General features: G+C 70.4%; 19 protein-coding genes. 14 read left to right on the forward strand and 5 right to left on the reverse strand.

What is annotated here, in order from left to right; all coding sequences use genetic code 11:
• Positions 1-8 precede the first annotated feature (8 nt).
• Genes MZC64_RS19840 through MZC64_RS19850 form a run of 3 tightly spaced genes read right to left on the reverse strand, consistent with a single transcriptional unit; the run spans position 9 to position 2282 of the window.
• Positions 9-716: an aminoglycoside N(3)-acetyltransferase gene (locus MZC64_RS19840; protein ID WP_247758873.1), complete on the reverse strand. Its 708-nt coding sequence runs from the start codon at positions 714-716 to the stop codon at positions 9-11.
• A gap of 53 nt (positions 717-769) precedes the next feature.
• On the reverse strand, positions 770-1849 hold the full coding sequence (gene trpD / locus MZC64_RS19845) for an anthranilate phosphoribosyltransferase (protein WP_247758872.1): 1080 nt from the start codon (positions 1847-1849) through the stop codon (positions 770-772).
• Positions 1850-1871: 22 nt separating this feature from the next.
• On the reverse strand, positions 1872-2282 hold the full coding sequence (locus MZC64_RS19850) for a hypothetical protein (protein WP_185002458.1): 411 nt from the start codon (positions 2280-2282) through the stop codon (positions 1872-1874).
• A gap of 176 nt (positions 2283-2458) precedes the next feature.
• On the opposite strand from MZC64_RS19850, the gene MZC64_RS19855 reads away from it, so the two are divergent.
• The 5 genes from MZC64_RS19855 to MZC64_RS19875 all read left to right on the forward strand — a co-directional run bounded on the left by MZC64_RS19855 (position 2459) and on the right by MZC64_RS19875 (position 7375).
• Positions 2459-3070 carry a heme-copper oxidase subunit III gene (locus tag MZC64_RS19855; protein ID WP_247758871.1) on the forward strand — a complete coding sequence of 204 codons (612 nt, stop codon included), beginning with the start codon at positions 2459-2461 and terminating at the stop codon, positions 3068-3070.
• A 71-nt stretch (positions 3071-3141) separates the two neighbouring features.
• Entirely contained in the window at positions 3142-3948 is an 807-nt protein-coding gene (locus tag MZC64_RS19860; RefSeq protein WP_247758870.1) for a c-type cytochrome, read from the forward strand.
• Positions 3945-5072, forward strand: coding sequence for a ubiquinol-cytochrome c reductase iron-sulfur subunit (locus MZC64_RS19865; protein WP_247758869.1), 1128 nt, complete (start codon positions 3945-3947; stop codon positions 5070-5072). Before MZC64_RS19860 ends, MZC64_RS19865 begins: the two co-directional genes overlap by 4 nt.
• Positions 5069-6724, forward strand: a complete 1656-nt coding sequence (locus MZC64_RS19870) for a cytochrome bc complex cytochrome b subunit (RefSeq protein WP_247758868.1) — start codon at positions 5069-5071, stop codon at positions 6722-6724. Before MZC64_RS19865 ends, MZC64_RS19870 begins: the two co-directional genes overlap by 4 nt.
• Positions 6725-6850: 126 nt before the next feature.
• Positions 6851-7375, forward strand: coding sequence for a DinB family protein (locus MZC64_RS19875; protein WP_247758867.1), 525 nt, complete (start codon positions 6851-6853; stop codon positions 7373-7375).
• Here MZC64_RS19875 and MZC64_RS19880 read toward each other — a convergent pair.
• On the reverse strand, positions 7372-7650 hold the full coding sequence (locus MZC64_RS19880; RefSeq protein WP_185002464.1) for an Lrp/AsnC ligand binding domain-containing protein: 279 nt from the start codon (positions 7648-7650) through the stop codon (positions 7372-7374). The two genes, MZC64_RS19875 and MZC64_RS19880, sit on opposite strands and share 4 nt — an antisense overlap.
• A gap of 233 nt (positions 7651-7883) precedes the next feature.
• Here MZC64_RS19880 and MZC64_RS19885 point away from each other — a divergent pair, with 233 nt between their 5' ends.
• A complete protein-coding gene (locus tag MZC64_RS19885; protein WP_247758866.1) occupies positions 7884-8192 on the forward strand; it encodes a DUF6247 family protein in 309 nt (102 codons plus the stop codon).
• Positions 8189-8431: a hypothetical protein gene (locus MZC64_RS19890; RefSeq protein ID WP_247758865.1), complete on the forward strand. Its 243-nt coding sequence runs from the start codon at positions 8189-8191 to the stop codon at positions 8429-8431. The genes MZC64_RS19885 and MZC64_RS19890 overlap by 4 nt, the downstream gene beginning before the upstream one ends.
• On the opposite strand, the gene MZC64_RS19895 is transcribed toward MZC64_RS19890, so the two are convergent.
• A complete protein-coding gene (locus MZC64_RS19895; RefSeq protein WP_247758864.1) occupies positions 8428-10161 on the reverse strand; it encodes a DEDD exonuclease domain-containing protein in 1734 nt (577 codons plus the stop codon). The two genes, MZC64_RS19890 and MZC64_RS19895, sit on opposite strands and share 4 nt — an antisense overlap.
• A 142-nt stretch (positions 10162-10303) precedes the next feature.
• Here MZC64_RS19895 and MZC64_RS19900 point away from each other — a divergent pair, with 142 nt between their 5' ends.
• From MZC64_RS19900 to MZC64_RS19930, 7 genes are all read left to right on the forward strand, one after another.
• A complete protein-coding gene (locus tag MZC64_RS19900) occupies positions 10304-11251 on the forward strand; it encodes a hypothetical protein (RefSeq protein ID WP_247758863.1) in 948 nt (315 codons plus the stop codon).
• Positions 11235-12161: a hypothetical protein gene (locus MZC64_RS19905; RefSeq protein ID WP_247758862.1), complete on the forward strand. Its 927-nt coding sequence runs from the start codon at positions 11235-11237 to the stop codon at positions 12159-12161. The genes MZC64_RS19900 and MZC64_RS19905 overlap by 17 nt, the downstream gene beginning before the upstream one ends.
• A gap of 51 nt (positions 12162-12212) precedes the next feature.
• Entirely contained in the window at positions 12213-13070 is an 858-nt protein-coding gene (locus MZC64_RS19910) for a hypothetical protein (RefSeq protein ID WP_247758861.1), read from the forward strand.
• A 134-nt stretch (positions 13071-13204) separates the two neighbouring features.
• Entirely contained in the window at positions 13205-13999 is a 795-nt protein-coding gene (locus tag MZC64_RS19915; protein ID WP_247758860.1) for a hypothetical protein, read from the forward strand.
• Positions 14000-14061: 62 nt separating this feature from the next.
• Positions 14062-14949, forward strand: coding sequence for a hypothetical protein (locus MZC64_RS19920; RefSeq protein ID WP_247758859.1), 888 nt, complete (start codon positions 14062-14064; stop codon positions 14947-14949).
• A gap of 103 nt (positions 14950-15052) precedes the next feature.
• Positions 15053-15943: a hypothetical protein gene (locus MZC64_RS19925; RefSeq protein WP_247758858.1), complete on the forward strand. Its 891-nt coding sequence runs from the start codon at positions 15053-15055 to the stop codon at positions 15941-15943.
• Positions 15944-16021: 78 nt separating this feature from the next.
• Positions 16022-17395 (forward strand): NYN domain-containing protein, encoded by a 1374-nt coding sequence (locus tag MZC64_RS19930; protein ID WP_374205775.1) that lies wholly within the window; start codon positions 16022-16024, stop codon positions 17393-17395.
• Positions 17396-17553 lie beyond the last annotated feature (158 nt).

Raw genomic sequence — 17553 nt, forward strand, 5'->3', positions numbered from 1 at the left:
CGCGTTGGTCAGGCGGCGAGCAAGGCGGTGAGGCGGGGGACCGCGAAGTCGACCAGGGCCCGCGCGGGCAGCAGGCGGCACTGCGCCGAGCCTGCCCGGAACGGCCGGATGCCGTGCTGCTGCTCGAACTCCGCGCCCAGGGTGGGGAAGAACCGGCCGTGGTCATCGGCCACGTCCAGGGCCTCGCACCACACCCGTTCACCATCGACGAGCAGCGGGAACCGGCGCAGTTTGAGCCGTGGCGCGGGGGTGCGGGTCTCCACGTGGTGCAGGAAGCTGTTGCGGTCGTGCCCGACGCCGATGAGCAGGATGCGCGCGTCCAGGTCGTAGAGCCTGCCAAAGGGCGAGTCGGCGGACAGCGCGAAGGACAGCGGCTGGTGTTGCACGATGTCCGCGGCCCGCGCGCCGACCGCGGCCACCGACGCCTGAGGGTGGCCGCTGCGCAGCGCGCCGGGGCAGGTGCGGATGGCCTCGGCCACCGCGCCCATCGGCGAGGGCAGCCCGGGGTGGAACAACGGCACCGCGGCACGCTGGTCCCGGGTCCGCGCGTCCGGGACACCCGCTTGCGGGGCCGGATCGGCCACCTGCGGGGTGAACGCGGGGCCGACCAGGGTTCCGGTGCTACCGAGGGCCTGGCGTAGGGAGGCGACCACGGTGGCCGCGCCGCCGGGCACCTGGCCGAGACTGGACAGCGCGGCGTGCGCGATCACCGTCATGCCCTCGGCGATCCCGGCCTGCCGCCAGGCGGCGAGCAGGCCGGGCCCGTCGATCAGGTCAGCTCCGACTTCAGCTTCTGGGTCAGGGTGACCCAGCGGGCCAGCAGGTCCGCCGCCGCGCCGGAGTCGATGGCCGCGGTCACCACGCCCAGGGCGTCCCGCAGGTCGGCGAGCAGGTCGCCGCTGGGGCCACGGTGGGCCACCACCGCGCCGGCGGCGTTGAGCAGCACCGCGTCCCGGACCGCGCCCTTGGCACCGGCCAGGAGCTGCCGGACGGCCTCGGCGTTGACCGCGGCGTCGCCGCCGAGCAGCGCCGCCGGATCGCTGACCGGGATGCCCAGCTCGGTCGGGTCCAGGGTCTGCCGGTCCACCTTGCCCTCGTGCACCAGCCAGACCGTGCTGGTCGTGGTGGTGGTCAGCTCGTCAAGGCCGTCGTCGCCGCGGACCACCAGCACCGAGGAGCCGCGGCCGGCGAAGACCTGGGCCATCAGCGGAGCGGCCTTGGGGTCGGCGCAGCCGATCAGCGCGGCAGGCGGCTGGGCCGGGTTGGTCAGCGGGCCCAGCAGGTTGAACGTGGTCGGGATGCCGATCTCGCGGCGGGCCGGGGCGGCGTGCCGCATCGCCGGATGGAACACCGGTGCGAAGCAGAAGCCGATGCCCAGTTCGGCCACGCTGCGCCGCACCCCCTCCGGCGGCAGGTCGATGACCACGCCCAGGGCCTCCAGCACGTCGGCGGTGCCGCATTTGGAGGAGGCGGCCCGGTTGCCGTGCTTGACCACCGGCACCCCGGCGGCCGCGGTGACCAGGGAGGCCATCGTGGAGATGTTCACCGTGCCGGAGCGGTCGCCGCCGGTGCCCACGATGTCCACCGCTGGCACGTCGATCTGCACCCGGCGGGCGTAGGCCAGCATGCCCTCGGCCATGCCTGCCACCTCGTCGGCGGTCTCGCCCTTGGCGCGCAGCGCGACCACCAGGGCCACCGTCTGCGCGATGGTGGCCGCGCCGGACATCACCTGGCCCATCGCCCAGGCCAGGTCCGCGGTGCCGCAGTCGATCCGGTTGACCAGGCGGCCCAGCAGGTCCGGCCAGGTCGGCTCGACGGGAGTGCTCGGGTCAGGCGTCTCCTCGCTCATGGATCGCACCCGCCCGTCCCGCTCAGCCCTGGGCCGCGGGCAGCCGCTGGGAACGCAGCACCTCGGCCACGGTCTCGGCGGCGGCCAGCGGGTCCAGCGGGTGCACGATCACCGCGTCCGCCTGGGACCAGGTGGCCAGCCACCGGTCGTCCTTGCGCCGCACCGCGACCACGATCGGCGGGCAGTGCGTGATCTCGTTCTTGAGCTGCCTGGACAGCCCCATGCCGCCGGTGGGCTGGGCCTCGCCGTCCAGGATGGCCAGGTCCACTCCGCCGGAGTCGGCCTCCACCAGAACCTCGGCGATGGTGCCCGCCTCGACGTAGCGCAGCTTGGGCAGATCCGGCGCGGGCTTGCGGCCGACCGCGCTGATGATCGCCTCGCGCACCTCGTCGCGGTGGCTGAACACCAGGACGGTCAGGGTCTCGTTGCTCATCACGCGTCCTCTTCGGCAGGTCGTTCGGGCAGTTGGATGCTATAGCCCGGCCCGGCGAGCACGGCCTTCACCCTGGCGGCGGATCCTCGCGCGCGGTGCGCGCGGGGGTGTGGGACAGGACACGATCGGGAACTCGGCCGGACCCGGCCCAGCGAGCGTTGGAGCCGCAGGACATAATGCGTCGCGTGACAACTGCTGCGCCCTCCATCGGCCAACGGGTGCACTCGCTGAACCGCCCGAACATGGTCAGCGTGGGCACCATCGTCTGGCTGTCCAGCGAGCTGATGTTCTTCGCTGGTCTCTTCGCCATGTTCTTCACGGTGAAGGCCCAGAACACGGGGAAGTGGCCACCGGATCCGACCGAGCTGAACCTGCCGTACGCCCTGGTCTTCACGACCATCCTGGTGGCGTCCTCGTTCACCTGTCAGATGGGTGTCTTCGCCGCCGAGCGCGGTGACGTGTTCGGTCTCCGACGGTGGTACACGCTCACCCTCGTCATGGGTGCGATCTTCGTCGGCGGTCAGATCGGCGAGTACTACACGCTGGTCACCGGGCACCACACCACCATCGCGTCCTCGGCCTACGGCACGGTCTTCTACCTGACCACCGGGTTCCACGGTCTGCACGTGGTCGGCGGGCTGATCGCCTTCGTGTTCCTGATCTGGCGTACCAAGCTCAGCAAGTTCACGCCGGCCCAGGCCACCGCGGCGATCGTCGTGTCGTACTACTGGCACTTCGTCGACATCGTCTGGATCGGGCTGTTCGCCGTCATCTACCTCGTTCCCTGACGAGACGACTTCTTCCCGAAGCTCCCACCCAAGGCGTACGCCCGAATTCGACTGCAAGGGTTGCCGCACTGATGACCACCAACAACGATCGGGCCAGGAAGCGGGCCAAGCTCAGGCGCCGCCTGTCCGGCCTGCTCGCCCTCGGCATCGCGCTCGTCGGCGCGGGTGCGCTCTACGCCGGGTTCCTGCCCGAGCCGCAGACCGCGCAGGCCCAGTCGGATCCCACCAAGATCCGGCAGGGCGAGCAGCTCTACAACACCGCCTGCATCACCTGCCACGGCGCGAACCTGCAGGGCGAGCAGGACCGTGGGCCCAGCCTGATCGGCGTCGGCGAGGCAGCGGTCTACTTCCAGGTCTCCTCCGGCCGGATGCCGATGGCCCGCCAGGAGGCACAGGCCGGGCGCAAGCCCGCCAAGTTCAACTCCGAGGAGATCGACGCCCTCGGCGCGTTCATCCAGTCCAAGGGTGGCGGCCCGACCCTGCCGCAGGAGTCCGGCAAGGAGCTGCGCGGGGAGAACTCCGCCCGCGGCGGTGAGCTGTTCCGGCTCAACTGCGCCTCCTGCCACAACTTCACCGGCCGTGGCGGCGCGCTGTCCTCTGGCAAGTTCGCGCCCGCGCTGGACGGGGTGACCGAGGAGCAGATCTACGCCGCGATGCTCACCGGCCCGCAGAACATGCCGAAGTTCTCCGACCGGCAGCTCTCGCCGCAGGAGAAGAAGGACATCGTGGCCTACGTCAAGTCGGTCACCGACGGCAACAACAACCCGGGCGGCCACCCGCTGGGCGGATTCGGCCCGGCCACCGAAGGCCTGGTCGCCTGGATCATCGGTCTCGCCGCGCTGATCGGCGTGACCGTGTGGATCGGGAGCAGGGCATGAGCGACTCGCACGAGAAGAAGACACCCACTGACGCGGAACTCGCCGAGCTGAGCCGGGACGAACTGGTCACCCTCGGCCTGGCCGCCGACGGGGTGCACCTGCGGCACCGGGACCCGCACTTCCCGGTGCCGGGCACCAGGGCCGAGCGCCGCACCGAGCGCGCGGTGGCCGCCTGGTTCGGGCTGGGCGCGCTGGCCGGTCTCGCCTTCCTCGGCGTGTACCTGTTCTGGCCCTCGCACTACGTGGCGCCGGACCAGCCAGGCAGCTTCTGGTACGACCTCTACACCCCGATGGTGGGCCTGACCCTGGGTCTGTCCATCACCGGCATCGGCGTGGGCGTCATCGCCTACGCCAAGCGGCTGCTGCCGCACGAGGTCGCGGTGCAGGACCGGCACGACGGCGGGTCGACTGAGTTCGACAAGGAGACCGCGGTCGCGCTGCTGGCCGACTCCGGCGTCAAGTCCGAGATCGGCCGCCGGTCGCTGATCCGGCGCAGCCTGCTCGGCGCGGGCACCGTGTTCGGCCTGGGCGTCGGCGTCTTCGCCATCGGCGGCCTGGTCCGCAACCCGAAGGCCTACGACGAGAACGGCCCGCTGGCCACCAGTGGCTGGAAGAAGAAGGACGACAAGGAGAAGGTCTTCCTGCGCCGGGACACCGGCGACCCGCACGATGTCGTGCTGGTCCGCCCGGAGGATGTCGAGGCCGGTGGCTTCGAGACCGTCTTCCCGTTCCGCGAGTCCGAGCGCGGCGACAACCACGCGCTGCTCAAGGCACTGCGCCGGTCGGACAACCCGGTCATGCTGATCCGGCTGCGCCCCGGCCAGCCGGTGACCAAGCGCAAGGGCCAGGCGGACTTCAACTTCGGCGACCTGTACGCCTACTCGAAGGTCTGCACCCACCTGGGCTGCCCGACCTCGCTGTTCGAGCAGCAGACCGGTCGCCTGCTCTGCCCGTGTCACCAGTCGCAGTTCGACGTCTTCACCTACGCCAAGCCGATTTTCGGCCCAGCGACCCGCTCGCTGCCGCAGCTGCCCATCACGGTGGACCCGGAAACGGGTTACCTGGTGGCCCGCGGTGATTTCATCGAGCCGGTGGGCCCGGCCTACTGGGAGCGTAAGTCATGAGTTCGATCACCACGCCGACCAAGCAGGCGAACCCGGCGGCCAGGGCGGCCGGCGGCGCGGCGAAGTGGGCCGACGACCGCTATCACGTCGCGGCCGGGCTGCGCAGGCAGATCAACAAGGTCTTCCCGACGCACTGGTCGTTCATGCTCGGTGAGATCGCGCTGTACAGCTTCATCGTGCTGCTGCTCTCCGGTGTCTACCTCGCGCTGTTCTTCGACCCCTCGATGGAGGAGGTCCAGTACGGCGGGGTGTTCACCAACCTCAAGGACGTGTGGATGTCGCGGGCCTTCGAGTCCGCGCTGAACATCTCCTTCGAGGTGCGCGGCGGCCTGTTCGCCCGCCAGGTGCACCACTGGGCGGCGCTGCTGTTCATGGCCTCGATCGTGGCGCACATGTTCCGGGTGTTCTTCACCGGCGCGTTCCGCCGCCCGCGCGAGGTCAACTGGATCATCGGCATCCTGCTGTTCGTGCTGGGCATGTTCGAGGGCTTCACCGGCTACTCGCTGCCTGACGACCTGCTCTCCGGTGTCGGCCTGCGGATCGCCTCCGCGCTGATCCTGACCATCCCGGTGCTGGGCACCTGGGTGCACTGGGCGCTCTTCGGCGGTGAGTTCCCCGGCACGGACATCATCCCCAGGCTCTACACGGTGCACATCCTGCTGCTGCCGGGCATCATCCTCGGCCTGGTCGCGGTGCACCTGGCGCTGGTCTGGTACCAGAAGCACACCCAGTTCCCGGGTGTCGGCCGCACCGAGAGCAACGTGGTCGGCGTGCGCATCATGCCGGTGTTCGCGGCCAAGGGCGGCGGCTTCTTCGCCGTCACCGTGGGCGTCATCGCGCTGATGGGCGGGCTCTTCCAGATCAACCCGATCTGGAACTTCGGGCCGTACAACGCCGCGCAGGTCTCCGCGGGCAGCCAGCCCGACTGGTACATGGCCTGGACGGACGGTCTGGTCCGGTTGTGGCCCGCCTGGGAGATCTACATCTTCGGGCACACCATCCCGGCGTCGTTCTTCCCGTTCATGGGCAGCATCGGCTTCTGTGTCACCGCGGCGATCCTCTACCCGTGGATCGAGCGCCGGATGACCAAGGACGAGGCGCACCACAACCTGCTGCAGCGGCCGCGGGACGTGCCGGTCCGCACCAGCCTGGGCGCGATGGCCATCACCTTCTTCATGGTGATGATGCTGTCCGGCTTCAACGACATCATCGCGTGGCAGTTCAACATCTCGCTGAACGCGATGACCTGGGCAGGCCGGATCGGGCTGATCATCCTGCCGCCGATCGCCTACATCATCACCTACCGGCTCTGCCTCGGCGCCCAGCGCGGCGACCGCGAGGTGCTGGAGCACGGGGTGGAGACCGGCATCATCAAGCGGCTGCCGCACGGTGAGTTCATCGAGATCCACCAGCCGCTCGGCCCGGTGGACGACCACGGCCACCCGGTGCCCCTGGCCTACCAGGGCACCTCGGTGCCGAAGAAGATGAACGCGCTGGGCGCGGCAGGCGAGCCGGTCGCGGGCAGCCTGCTCAAGCCGGACCCGGTGGAGGAGACCGCCGCGCTCAAGCGCGCCAAGCACGAGGGCGAGCAGCGCGGTGGCGACAACACCAGGGAGCTGACCGCGGGCAAGCCCGCGGAGCCCAAGGAGTAAGCAAGAAGCACGAAGGCGCGGCCCGCGAGCACGTTCGCGGGCCGCGTTTTTTTGTTGTCCTAATTCTTGTCCGCCGGCGGCGAACTAGGACACGGGCTGTCCGCTTGGCCCAATACCGTCCCGCTCATGACGAACGAGCGCACCCAGACCCTGGCCATGCTGGCCGAAGCCCGCGAGACCCTGCTGATCACCCTGCGCGGCCTGACCGACGACCAGGCAGGCACCCGGACCACGGTGAGCGAGTTGACCCTCGGCGGCCTGCTCCGCCACCTGAGCATGGCCGAACGCGTGCTGACCAGGATCCTGCTGACCGCGGACGGCTCACTGCCTGAGGGCATGTTCGACATGGACCAGTACCAGATGCCCACGGACCGCACCCTGGATGAACTGCGCGCCGAGTACCTGGCCGCCGCCAAGATCACCGACACGGCCTTCGCCACCGTCGACCTGGACACCATGGTCCTGCTGCCGCAGACCCCGTACTCCCCGCCGGAACCCCAGTACTGGTCGGCCCGCCAGATCCTGCTGCACCTGTTCCGGGAGACCGCGCAGCACGCCGGTCACGCCGACATCATCCGCGAGTCCCTGGACGGGGCCAACACCACGGCGCAGCTGGGCGAGGCGAAGACGGACCAGTCGAGCGGGGACTAGTCGACGCCGATGTTGAACGCGGCCTCGGTGTCGGCCTTGGAGTAGGAGCGGAACGCGATGTGCGTGTCCGTGTTGAGCACCCCGGCCACCTTGCCGATCCGCCCCGGCACCAGCTCCGCCAGATCCTCGTGCCGGGACACCTGGACCACCGCGATCAGGTCCACGTCACCGGCACAGGAGTAGACCTCCAGCACACCCTCGAAGTCGGCGATGGTCTGCGCGGCCTCCGGGATGCTCGCGGCGTCGGACTGGATCAGCACGATGGCCTTGATCACGGTGTGCTCCTTGGGCGCTGAGGTGGTGGACCGATCGTAGCCAGCGGGTTTTCCACCGCGCGGGGTGGCCGGACCCGATCGGGTGGCGGGGGCTGGGTTGACCCTGTGGCAAGGGGGAGACTGAGGGAGGACGGGCAGGGCGGGGACATGGGCCAGCGGGTGGGGACATGGGACAGCAGGTGGGGACAGTGGACCAGCGGGTGGGGACAGTGGGACGGGCAGGGGAGCGGGCGATGAGGCTGGGACCGGGGCATCCGGACTGGGTGGATGTGGCCAAGACGGGGCCCGCGGTGTGGGCGGCGCTGGAAGGTGAGGCGCGGTCCATGTTCGAGGAGGTGTTCCGCGCCGCGCTGGTCCAGGCCGCCGAGGATTTTGACCTCGCGCCGGTGCAGGAGGTCGTGCACGCCTGGTGGCCGATGGCCATCCTCGGGGCCAATCCGGACCCGGAGGTGGAAGCGGAGATCAAGCGGTTCCGGGACAGCGGCGAGGACTTCTCCCTGCTGCCGCCGCCGATCCGCGATGAGGACGAGGCCCGGCCGTGAAGTACGAGGTCATCCTGGCCGAGGTCGCGCAGCGCACCTACGACAGCATGCCGCCGGCCGGGCAGCAGGCGTTCACCACGAAGCGTCGCCGGCTGGCGGTCGCGCCCGAGCAGGAAGGCACCTGGAGCCCCAAGACCCACCGGTGGACCACGCACATGGGGCCGCACGGGGTGATCGAGTACACCGTGCACGGCTCGGTCGTCCGGGTGGTGGTCTGGCGGATCCAGTTCTACGGCTAATCCGCCCCCGCGTACCCCTGCCGCCCGGCCTCCGCCCGCTCCAGCCACTCCCGCCACCGGGCCGCCCCCCGGGCCGGTGACCGCCACGGCTCCGCCGCCCGCACCAGCCGCGTCCCCGGCTGCTCCACCCAGCGCAGGATCACCCGGACCTCCTCCGCCGGCGCCCCGAACAGCGGGCCCGGCCCCGGCAGCACCGTCTCCGCGCCCAGTACCAGGGCCTCCACCACCGGCATCGGCGCGACGCCGCGGCGGGCGCTGCCCGCGGAGGCCAGGCGGCCGTGCCGGACGATCGCGAACAGCCAGCCGCCGGCGCCGTCCGGGCGGGCCGCGATGAACTCCGGGATCGCCGCCAGCGCGGTCAGCCGCTGGCCCCGGTCCAGGCCCTTGAGCAGGCCGGCGATCCGGTCGCGGTGCAGGCCGGCCTGCTCGAAGCGTTCGGTGGTGGCGAAGGCGCCCAGCTGATCCAGCAGCAGGCGGACGGGGGCGTCGTCGTGGCCGGCGACCAGGGCGCGCATGGCGTGCACGGCGGGGGCGTAGTCCTCGGGGGACTGGTGGCCTGCGCAGGGGGCGGCGCAGCGGTCGAGTTCGGCCAGGATGCAGGGGCGGCCCTGGGGGTTGCGGGCGGGGATGCGCTGGTTGCACTGGCGGAGCGGGATGGCTTCGTGGATGGCTTCCACGGCCAGGGTGGCGGTGCCGCGGCTGGTGAACGGGCCGAGTGCCCCCTCGCGAGGGGTGGTGACCACGGACAGGCGCGGGAAGGGCTCGTCGGTGAGGGTGATCCACCAGGCCCGGTGCGGCTGGGTGGAGCGGCGGTTGTACCGGGGGCGGTGCGCGGCGAGCAGGCGGAGTTCGCGGACCGCGGCCTCCAGCGGGTGGGCGCATTCGACGTGGTCGACGCGGACGGCGAAGGCGACCATGTCCCGGACCCTGGCCCTGGTCTCGCCCGCGGTGAAGTACTGGCCGACGCGGCGGCGCAGGTTGGTGGCGGTGCCGACGTAGAGCACCTCCTCGCTGGGGCCGCGGAACAGGTACACGCCTGGCCGCTCGGGCAGACCGCTGGCCAGGCCGCGTTTGCCGCGCTGGGCCGCGGTCACCTCGGGCAGGTAGCCGAGCAGTTCCTCCAGCGAGTGCACGCCCAGCGGACCGACCCGCTCCAGCAGCGCGTGCAGCACGTCCACGGTGGCCTTGGCATCGTCCAGGGCCCGGTGGTTGGGGGTGACCGCGGCGCCGAAGAGCGCGGCCAGCGCGGAGAGCCGGCAGCTGGGGGCCTCCTCGCGGGAGAGCACCCGGCGGGCCAGCCGGACCGTGCACAGCACCTGCAGCTTCGGCCACTCGTAGCCGAGTTGCGCGCTGGCCGCTTTGAGGAAACCGATGTCGAAGGGCGCGTTGTGCGCCACCAGCACTGTTTTGGCGTCCCCGGTGGCGAACTCCAGGAACGCGGGCAGCACCTCGGCCAGTTTCGGCGCGTCGCGCACCATGGCCTCGGTGATGCCGGTCAGCGCGACCACCTCCGGCGGGATGCCGCGCTCCGGGTCGACCAGGGTGCCGAACTCGCCGAGCAGCTCACCGCCGCGGACCTTCACCGCGCCGAACTCGGTGATCATGTCCGTGCCCGGTCGCCCGCCGGTGGTCTCCAGGTCCAGGACGACGAAGGTCACCTCGTGCAGTGGGGTGCCCAACTGCTCGAGGCTGAGCTGCACTGGGATGGCCCTCGGGCGGTCCTGATTCATCGTCTTGAAGGTAGGTCAGGGCACCGACAGTTCCGGCGGCAGAACCAGTGCCCGGGTCAACTTCTCTTCCTGGTGTCCGTTCAAGATCCATTGTTATGTTCCGGCACGTTGGCCGTGGTGGGATGATCCGGAGGTCTGGGCAGTGGGCACGCGCGACAAGCAGGCACTGGCGCGGATAAGCCGCACCCTGGCCGCGGGCGAACGGCCCGACGGCTGGCAGGACAACCGCATCTCCTACGCGGAGAACCTGCGCGCGGAGATGGAGATCCTGGACAAGACCGCGGGCGCCTACTGGCACACCCTCGGCTGCACCCCGGCCGAGGCCAGGCTGGTCGAACCACTGGCGCTGCACTTCCACTCCCTGGTCTTCCAGGGCGAGCGCGGCTACGCGGCGGCCAGGGCCGAGGGGTCCAGCCGGATCACCGACCACAGCTGGAAGACCCGCCTGCAGGACCTGCTCAAGAACCACAACGTCTACGACAGCCGCATCCAGGCCACGCTGGACGATCTTGAGCGCTACCACGTGCTGGAGGGCCAGGTCCTGCTCGGCGAGCTGCCGCTGACCGAGGCCGTCCTGGAGGAGATCGCGTTCCTGCGCTCCTCGGACCTGCACGTGCTGGTCCGGGTGATCGACCGGCTCAAGGGCCGCACCCCGGACGAGGAGTTCTACCAGCTGGTCAAGACCTCGATGGCGCTGTTCGACCTCGACCAGGACCTCGGCTCCCACCAGCGCGGCAGCGCCGGGGACAGCCACAAGACCCTGCGCCTCTACCGCCGGCTGCACGGCGCCGACCAGGCAGGCCGGCGGCTCCGGGAGCTGCGGAACCGGATCGCCGCCAAGGGCCTGGCGCAGTTCGCCAAGGCCGGCAAGCCCGCGCTGGTGCGCTACCTGACCAGCACTCCGCTGGTGAATCTGAACCTGCCGGTGCTGCCGGCGCTGCTCGGCCTGCTGCCACGCCCGGTGCTGGTCACAGCGGCCACCTCGGTCTTCAAGTTCGAGGGATTCGGCGCGCAGGAGAACTCGAAGCCGATCGCCCAGCCGATCGCCGAACTGGACCAGCGGAAGGAAGACCGTGCCCTCTCGTCGTGAGCGGCAGTCCCTGGAGCGCATCCGGGCGACGATCTACAACCAGCCCAGGCACGCCACCTGGCGCCAGTCCGGCGTGCCGTACGCGGCCACCCTCAAGGGCACCTCGGTGCTGAAGTTCAAGGGCGGGGACATCTACCGCCGCCTGCTGGGGTGCAGCCGGGCCGAGTACGACCTGCTGCAGCCGTTGGTCGTGCAGTGGCTCGCGCTGGTCTACCAGGGTGATGAGATCTACGAGGACGCCCAGGCGAGCGGCCAGTCCAGCGCCGAAGGCGGCTGGAAGCAGCGGATGCGCGACATCGCCGAGGGCCATGGCCTCTACGAGCCCGCGGTCGGCAAGGAGATCGACGAGCTGGAGCGCTACTACATCCTGGAAGGGCAGATCCTGCTCGGCGAGGTCGAGCTGACCGACGAGGTGCTCCAGGACGTCCTGCGGATTCGCTCCAGCGACTTCTTCAGCCTGCTGGGTGTGGTGTTCCGGGCTCGTGGCGAGCGCTGCACGCCGGACTACGAGGCTCTGTTGCGTTCGCTGTGGCTGCTCGGTGAGATCAACGACGACCTCACCTCCTACGCCGAGGACGTGGCGGCCAACAGCTTCAACACCCTGCGCCTGATGGTGTGGCGGCACGGGGCGAGCGGCGCGGTCGCCGGGCTGCGCGCGTTGCAGAACAAGGCGATCGCCGACCTGCTCGGCGGCATCCGCACCGCGGGCCGGGACGCGCTGGTGCGGATGGTCAGCGGCAGCGAGGTGCTGCCGCTGGAGCACACCACCGGGCTGCTGCGCCTGCTGCCCACCGGCGTGCTGCGCGCGCTGGCGGGGACGCTGGTGCGGATCGAGATGGACATGCTCCGCAAGATTCCGGTGCCCGCGCCGATCGCGGAGTCCGGGCCGCTGGTCGCCGCCACCTCCTGACCCGGCGGCGCCGAGGGCGCCAGCCACACACTTGAGACGGGGAGAACGATCGTGACCGAGGCGGCGGTGCAGCGGCTCAAGGCGCGGATGGTTCCGGCGGAGCCGCCCGCGGCCTGGCAGGGACTGGACATCAGCTACCGGGACAGCATGCGGGCCAACCGCGCGCTGCGGTGGGACAACTGGGGCGCGCGGTACGCGCTCGGCTTCACCCGGCCCGAGTTCGAGGTGATCCGCCCGTTCGTCCGGCACTACATCGCGCTGGCCTACCAGGCCGAGGCCGACCCGTCGCTGGTGGGCGAGCTGTCCACGCTGGCCGACAGCTACGGTCTGCTCGACGAGCAGGTCAGGGCCGGGCTGGCCGATCTCGGCCGGGCCCTGCTCACCAGGGACCGGATCCGGCGCGGCGAGCTGGCGGTGGACGAGCAGGTCGTCACCGAGCTGACCAGGGACCGGGTCGCCGACATCCGGGTGCTCAACCGGCTGCTCTACCTGCTGCGGGACCAGCCGGTCGACGAGGAGCACCTGGCCCTGCTGGACCCGTGGCTGCGCCTGCAGGACCTGCGCGCCGACCTCGCGAACTACCCGGAGGACATCGCCTGGGACCGGTTCAACCTGCTCCGGCTCTTCGTCCAGGGCCACGGGCACAGCCAGGCCACGCACAAGCTGCGCGCCTACCGGTCCGCGCTGCTGCGCCAGGCGCTGGGCAGGCTGCCGGGCGCGAGCACCCCGGCGTTGCGCAAGCTGCTCCTGGCCGACCTGCCCGACCTGGGCCTGGAGCTGACCGCGGCGGTGGTGGCGAAGCTGCCCAGGGTGGTGCTGTTGCCGCTGCTGACCTCGCTCGGCCGCACCGGGGAGCTGGCCACCGCGCCGTTGCCCGCCCCGTTGCCCGAAAGTGCCAATCCTCGATAGAAATAGCCGAAGACCCCGGCAGTTCTGCGGTTACCGTGGTGACAACAGTTTCCTCATGTTCCGCTGACTTCGGCACCGGCGGCGGCCCGCGCTGCTAGCTTCGCCCCCAGTCCGTGTGTGGCGAGGAGGAGTCGTTGTCCAGCTGGGGAAACAAGTCGTTAACGAATGTCCGGGATAATGTGTACGGGCGGTCGGCGCCGGAGTTCTGGGAACAGAGCAGTGTCAGCTATCGGGACAAGGTGACCTCGACCGCCCGGCTCTTCTCCTGCGGCGGCCTGCGGTACTGGGAACTGCTCGGGGCTTCCCGGGCGGAAATCCGGCTCATCCAGCCGCTGGCCTACCACTACCTCGCGCTGTGCGCCCAGGCCCGCCGCCTGGAGACCGCGGACGGCTCCTGGAAGAAGGAGATCGAGACCTTCTTCAAGAGCTACGGGGTCTATGACACCGATGTGCAGAAGGGCCTCTACGACCTTGAGCACGCCCACACGCTGACCGCCTCGCTGCGGGCGGGCCTGGTCGAGCCGACCGAGTCCCTGCTGACCGAGCTGGCCCGGCTGGGCGCCGGTGAGCTGCTCGCCCTGGTCAAGGTCATCAGCACCCTGTGCGGCAGGCCGCTGTCCACCTTCGCCCTTGGCGCCTACGAGGCCGCGGTGCGGCTGGCCCAGCTCGACGGCGACCTTGTTGATTACGCCCAGGACGTGCGGGCGGGCCGGTACAACCACTACCACGCGCTGCTGGCCATCGCGGGCGCCCAGCAGGTCGGCGCCAGGATGCGCGAACAGCGCCAGGATCTGCTCACCGAGGCGGAGAACCGGTTGCGCGGCGGGCGATTCGGCCTGCGCGGGCACCGCGAGCTGCGCACCTGGCTGGCCCGGCGGCAGGAGCTGCCCGCGCTGCCGCAGCCGATCAGCGCGGTCGTCCCCGCCTGACGTCATTGTCAGGGCAAGCGTTTACCTACCTATCGACCCACGACTGACCTGGGGTATTCGTCATGGTGCAAGCAACAGTCACCGCCGAGGAGTTACGCGAGCGCATCCTCGGCCTCGACGGTCCCGAGACGTGGACCTCGAGCCGGGTCTCCTACCTGGAATCGCTCAAGGCCAGCCGGGTGATGTTCCTCGAGGGCTACGACTCGATGCTGCGCATGCTCGGCGTCACCGAGGACACCGCCAAGGTGTTCGAGCCACTGGTGATCCACTTCCTGGCCCTGGTCTACCAGGCCGACCTCGCCTACGAGGAGGCTCAGCTCAACGGCGACTTCGAGGTCGATCTGAGCTGGCGGCGGGACATGGAGGAGCTGCTGGAGAGCTACGGCCTGCTCGATGAGCGGGGCCGGGAACGCCTGGACGACCTGCAGCGCTACTTCGAGCTGGAGGGCAGGCTGCTGCTGGGCAAGGTCGAGGTCACCGAGGAGTCGGTCTACGAGGTGCTCTCCATCCGCTCCTCCGACATCGCGCTGGTCACCCCGCTGATGCTCAACCTGCTCGGCACCGACCCGCGGGTGGTGGAGGAGATGGTCCAGGTCAGCAAGCCGTTGTACATGCTGTGGGAGATCGCCGACGACGTGCCCTCCTACGCCAAGGACATCGCCGCGGGCAGCTACAGCACGATCCGGATGTACGCGCGCATCTTCGGCGCCGAGCGGGGCCGGGTGAAGCTGGAGGAGTTCCGCTCCCGGCTGGTCGAGCGGGCCTGTGCGGAGATCGACCGGGTCAGCGTGCCCACGATGCTGCTGGTGCTCGCCTCGGCGGTCCCGGACTGGCTGCTGCCGGTGCTGCGCAAGCTGCCGCGCCCGGTGCTGGCGCGGATCCTCAAGACCATCGCGCGCCAGGACAAGCTGGGCAGGCCGGAACTGCCGGTGCTCATTGACGAGAAATGACATTTCTCTGCAATTCGATGTTTCCGCAAGCACTTCTTCCGGCGTTTATGTGAATTCGCCGAAGTGGCCGAGGTGAGATTTTCGAATTCTATCCTGGATTCGCATGTCGGGGCGAACACGGGAGGAATCGGACATGTCGGATTGCTGGCAGGAACACCACATCAGCTACCAGATGCACGCGCGAGCGCACAGGTTCCTGGACTACCTCAACGGCTACAACCTCAAGTTCGGCCACTACACCGCCGCCGAGGCGGCCACGGTGCGGCCGTTGATGGTCCAGTACTACGCCCTGATGTACAAGGGTGACTTCTTATACGAACAAGCCCAGCGGACGGGCAGCTCGACCATCGCCGACCACTCGTGGAAGCACGAGATGATCGAGCTGATCAAGGGCCACGACGCCTGGGACGACGGGGTGGCGCACCTGGTGGACGAGCTGGAGCGGTACTACCTCCTGGAAGGCCGGATCATGCTCGGCGAACTCGAGCTGACCCAGGAGGTCTTCGCCGAGGTCTGCGATATCCGCTCGCTGGTGGTCAACGGGTTGACCAGGGTGCTCAACAACGTCAAGGGCGTGCCCACCGACGAGGAGCTGTTCCACGTGCTGCGGCCGTTGGCCGGCTTCCTGGACATGATCGACGACTTCGAGTCCTACGCCGAGGACGTGGCGCAGGACTGCTTCAACTCGCTGCGGCTGCTGGTCCGGATGCACGGAGTGGAGCAGGCCCAGGTCACGGCGCGGGAGTTCCTGTCGGAGCGGCTGGCGGAGGCCGCGGCGCGGCTGCGCCGGGCGCCCCGGCACACCGTGCTCGGCGTCTACCAGGTGCTGCTGCTGGACAAGGAGAACGTGGCGCCGGTGCGCGCGATGTTGCGGATGCTGCCCACCAGGGCGCTGGCCGCGCTGGCGGAGAAGTTGGTGCGGCTGTACTTCGCCATCCCCGCGGAGATCCCGGCTCCGGTGCCCGAGCGGACCCCGCTCTCGGTCCGGGCGTGATCAGCTTGTTGTGCAAGCGTCGCCGAGCGTGACGGTGGCTGCGCGCCAGGGGCGCTGACGACGGCTAACCTTATCCGGGTGTTCCCGTTGCCCGCGCAGACCAGCCACGACCGGCCGGAACCCGATCCGGGTCCGTCCGCTGTGGACGGTGCGCCGCCGCCGGAGCCCGAGCTGGAGTTCGACACTCTGCCCGAGGCCGTCCGCGCGCGACTCGCCGAGTTGTCCGCCGAGGCGCTGGGCACCATGCCCCAGCTCGACATCCCGCAGCCGCTGCGGCCGGTGGCCCGCTTCGCTCCCGCCAAACGGGCGAAGCTGGGCACCGGTCCGCTGCTGGCCGCGCTGCGGGATTCGGCGGTCTTCCGCAACGCGGTGGTGCAGTGGTGCCGGGAACACCGGCCCAGCACCCTGGAACTGGCCCCCGGCGATCCGGTGGCCACCGCGGCCGCGGCCGTGCTGCTGGCCGATCCGGCCGCACCGCTGCACGTGGAGCTGGTCGCCCGGCGTTCGGTGGACGCCCAGCTGCGCTCCGAACGCGACGCCGGTGTGTCCCGGATCGAGCGCCTGGAGGCCGAACTGGCCAGGGTGCGCGCCGAACTGGACGAGGCCACAGGTGCGGCCGAGCGGGTCCGGCAGGAGGGCGAGGTCGAGCTGGACCGGCTGCGCAAACGCCTCCGCGAGCAGGGCGTGAAGCTGCGTCAGGCCAAGGACGAGGCCGAGGCGGCCAGGACCGCGCTGACCAAGGGCCACGGCGAGACCGAGGCGGTGGTCGCCGCGATCACCGCTGAACGGGACAAGGAACGCGAACGCGCCGAGGCCGAGCGGCTCAAGGCGGGCCGCGCGCTGGCCGAGGCCGAGGTGGCCCGGCAGTCCGCCAGGGAGGCCCGCCAGGCCGACGAGGTCCGGCTCGGGCTGCTGGTGGACACCCTGGCCGGCGCGGTCACCGGCCTGCGCCGGGAACTCGCCCTCGGCGGCAGCGGTCCCCGGCCCGCCGACACCGTGCGCGGGGCCACCCCGGCCACCGGCGCGGTCGGCCGGGTGGAGGATCCGGCCGCGCTGGACCGGCTGCTCGCGCTGCCCACCGTGCACCTGGTGGTGGACGGCTACAACGTGACCAAGACCGGCTATCCGGAGCTGACCCTCTCCGAGCAGCGGGACCGGCTGGTGCACCAGCTCGCGGCGCTGGCCGCGCGCACCGGGGCCGAGGTCACCCTGGTCTTCGACGGCGCCGGCGTGGTCGCGGTGCCCGCCTCGGCGCCGCGCGGGGTGCGGGTGCTCTTCAGCGACCCGGGCGTGCTCGCCGACGACGTGATCCGGGCCCTGGTCACCGCCGAGCCAGAGGGCCGCCCGGTGGTTGTGGTGACCTCCGACCGCGCGGTGGCCGATTCGATCCGCCGCCGGGGCGCGCACCCGGTGCCCTCGGCGGTGTTGCTGGCCAGGCTGGGCCGGGTGTGAGCGTGCGCATACGCGGTTGGCGTGTGGCGCTCGTCACTTTTCTGGGGTGAACCGGGTTGCAACCAGAGACGGACCGTGTCGGTGGGTATTGACAGTTGATCTCTAGGGAAGGCCAACACCGCAGGTCGCGCCGAATATGGTGAGCGATTACACAGCGC

It is taken from the genome of Crossiella sp. S99.2, assembly GCF_023094165.1.
Taxonomy (GTDB): domain Bacteria; phylum Actinomycetota; class Actinomycetes; order Mycobacteriales; family Pseudonocardiaceae; genus Crossiella.

Coding starts and splice junctions, on each gene's coding strand:
- MZC64_RS19850 (WP_185002458.1), bottom strand. CDS start 2,282: ATGAGCAACGAGACCCTGACCGTCCTGGTGTTCAGCCACCGCGACGAG.
- MZC64_RS19925 (WP_247758858.1), top strand. CDS start 15,053: ATGTCGGGGCGAACACGGGAGGAATCGGACATGTCGGATTGCTGGCAG.
- MZC64_RS19860 (WP_247758870.1), top strand. CDS start 3,142: ATGACCACCAACAACGATCGGGCCAGGAAGCGGGCCAAGCTCAGGCGC.
- MZC64_RS19885 (WP_247758866.1), top strand. CDS start 7,884: ATGAGGCTGGGACCGGGGCATCCGGACTGGGTGGATGTGGCCAAGACG.
- MZC64_RS19920 (WP_247758859.1), top strand. CDS start 14,062: ATGGTGCAAGCAACAGTCACCGCCGAGGAGTTACGCGAGCGCATCCTC.
- MZC64_RS19895 (WP_247758864.1), bottom strand. CDS start 10,161: ATGAATCAGGACCGCCCGAGGGCCATCCCAGTGCAGCTCAGCCTCGAG.
- trpD (WP_247758872.1), bottom strand. CDS start 1,849: ATGAGCGAGGAGACGCCTGACCCGAGCACTCCCGTCGAGCCGACCTGG.
- MZC64_RS19875 (WP_247758867.1), top strand. CDS start 6,851: ATGACGAACGAGCGCACCCAGACCCTGGCCATGCTGGCCGAAGCCCGC.
- MZC64_RS19865 (WP_247758869.1), top strand. CDS start 3,945: ATGAGCGACTCGCACGAGAAGAAGACACCCACTGACGCGGAACTCGCC.
- MZC64_RS19870 (WP_247758868.1), top strand. CDS start 5,069: ATGAGTTCGATCACCACGCCGACCAAGCAGGCGAACCCGGCGGCCAGG.
- MZC64_RS19840 (WP_247758873.1), bottom strand. CDS start 716: ATGACGGTGATCGCGCACGCCGCGCTGTCCAGTCTCGGCCAGGTGCCC.
- MZC64_RS19855 (WP_247758871.1), top strand. CDS start 2,459: ATGCGTCGCGTGACAACTGCTGCGCCCTCCATCGGCCAACGGGTGCAC.